The organism is Cryobacterium frigoriphilum, assembly GCF_004403305.1.
In the GTDB taxonomy this organism is placed as follows: domain Bacteria; phylum Actinomycetota; class Actinomycetes; order Actinomycetales; family Microbacteriaceae; genus Cryobacterium; species Cryobacterium frigoriphilum.
The window spans coordinates 1-2,014 of record NZ_SOHE01000080.1; the positions used below are offsets into that span (position 1 = coordinate 1).

Annotated in this window: 2 protein-coding genes; one reads left to right on the forward strand and one right to left on the reverse strand. The window is 62.2% G+C overall.

Going from position 1 to position 2,014, the window contains the following annotated elements; all coding sequences use genetic code 11:
- Nucleotides 1-25: 25 nt before the first annotated feature.
- On the reverse strand, nt 26-568 hold the full coding sequence (locus E3T55_RS18055; protein WP_134520934.1) for an ArsR/SmtB family transcription factor: 543 nt from the start codon (nt 566-568) through the stop codon (nt 26-28).
- A gap of 74 nt (nt 569-642) precedes the next feature.
- Between E3T55_RS18055 and E3T55_RS18060 the strand changes: the two genes are divergently transcribed.
- A complete protein-coding gene (locus tag E3T55_RS18060) occupies nt 643-1,896 on the forward strand; it encodes an MFS transporter (RefSeq protein ID WP_134520935.1) in 1,254 nt (417 codons plus the stop codon).
- The last annotated feature ends 118 nt before the right edge of the window (nt 1,897-2,014 follow it).

The following is a 2,014-nucleotide window of genomic DNA, read 5'->3' on the forward strand; positions in this document are numbered from 1 at the left end:
GAACCCCCTACGAGACATTTGGGCCTCAGTCGGATGTGCGATGCAGGACGAACATTCCGCCGAATGCCGGCTGGTCAGATCGGCCTTCATCGCTGTCTACGAATTCGTTGAGCACGGCTTGAACTCGGGTGATGAGGTTTTCCGCGTTCTCGGGGGAAAGGTGGAGAACAAAGCGGGACAGTGTGGCGAGGGAGTCCGGCCCGGCGTCCATCAGCTCGTCCCGGAGCGCGTCAAGTGGAGCTAGGGGCGCATCTGTTCCCGCGTCACTGAGCGCGGTGTCGAGATTCCAGGAACGGCCTGTGGATCGGTAGGGCTTTTCCAGCGCGCCACTCTCGCCGGTGCGAACTTCACCGCGTTCGAGGAATCCAGCGGCGTGTAATTGCCTCACGTGATAGAGCACGGTGCCCGGGTCTTGGCCGAGTCGATCCGCGAGTTGCTTGTTGGTCAGTTCATGGAGGCCACACAATCGCAGGATCCTCAGGCGAAGAGGGTGCGCCAAAGCTTTGATCTCGCGCGCGCTCGCAGACGGATTCTGTGCGGTCGTGTTTGTTGGTTCTTTGTCCACCATGCGTCAAGACTACCGTTTGATGTAAAAATTCAAATCACCTTGAAGTTTCTCAATCACCGTGGCAGGGTAAACAGATGACTACCCGACGTGCAGGACACCCCCGCCCAATACCGCTGGGTTCGCCCTATTGGAAGCTGTGGGCATCTTCCGGGTTCTCCAATCTCGCGGACGGCGTGTTCACCATCGTCCTGCCCCTTGTAGCGATCCAGCTCACCCAGTCGCCAACGCTGATAGCCGGATTGGTTGTGGCCGCGAGACTCCCCTGGCTCGTCTTCGCCCTGACCGCAGGGGCCCTGGCCGACCGCCTGGACCGGCGGAAGCTGATGCTGGTCGCCAACCTCGTCCGAGCGATCCTCCTGCTCGCGCTAGTTGCCGTCATGTTTCTGGGCATCAACTCGATCTGGGCACTCTACTGCGTCGCATTCCTGGTCGGCGTCTCGGAAACGATCTACGACACGTCGGCGCAGTCGATCCTCCCGCAGCTCGTGCAGAGGGAGCAGCTCTCCCGCGCCAACGGACGCCTTTACGCCGTCGAACTCACCGCCAATCAGTTCGCTGGGCCCCCGCTTGGCGGATTACTGATGGCCGTCGGGGTAATCGCCGGGTTCGCCGTACCGGCCGCACTGTGGCTGATCGCCGTCGGCGTGCTGCTCGTGGTCCCGGGCAGATTCCGAATCGAACGGGAAAACAAGACCACACTTCGTGGCGACATCGCTGAGGGGCTGCGGTTCCTGTGGAGCCAGAAGATCCTTCGCACCCTCGCTGTGATGACCGGCATGTTCAACTTCGCCTCCAGCGCCGCGTTCGCCCTCCTGGTGCTCTTCGCCGTGGGCCCGACCTCACAGATGGGATTGTCAGGGGCGGGCTACGGCCTGCTGCTGACGACCTCGGCTCTCGGCGCCTTCCTCGGCTCGATCTTGGCCGATCGGCTCGAAGCGCGCCTCGGTCGATCACGGGCCCTGACGCTCACCATCGTCGGGGTCGCAGTCTTCGTCGGCGCCCCCGCCGTCACCGACAATCCATTTATTCTCGGTCCGATCTTCTTCATCGGAGGACTGCTGATCGTGCTCTGGAACGTGATCACCGTGTCGCTGCGTCAGCGCATCACACCCAACCATTTATTGGGCAGGGTCAACAGCGTCTATCGCTTACTCGCATGGGGCACCATGCCCATCGGAGCCGCGGCGGGCGGCCTCCTCGCCCACTGGCTCGGACTGCAAGCCATGTTCGGAATCATGGGACTACTCACCCTCGGCCTCCTAGCCCTAATGCCCCTTCTCACCGACGCCGCCCTCGACGCCGCCGACACCTCCGCACCGACAACCTAACAATGTCCACTGCGAGTCACCATCAACGACGGGCACCATAAACCCAACGACGAACGCGACAGATCTGGGCCAAAACAGCCGGCAACCGACGACGCCAACGTTGTGTCGCAGGGGGACC

Coding starts and splice junctions, on each gene's coding strand:
- E3T55_RS18055 (WP_134520934.1), bottom strand. CDS start 568: ATGGTGGACAAAGAACCAACAAACACGACCGCACAGAATCCGTCTGCG.
- E3T55_RS18060 (WP_134520935.1), top strand. CDS start 643: ATGACTACCCGACGTGCAGGACACCCCCGCCCAATACCGCTGGGTTCG.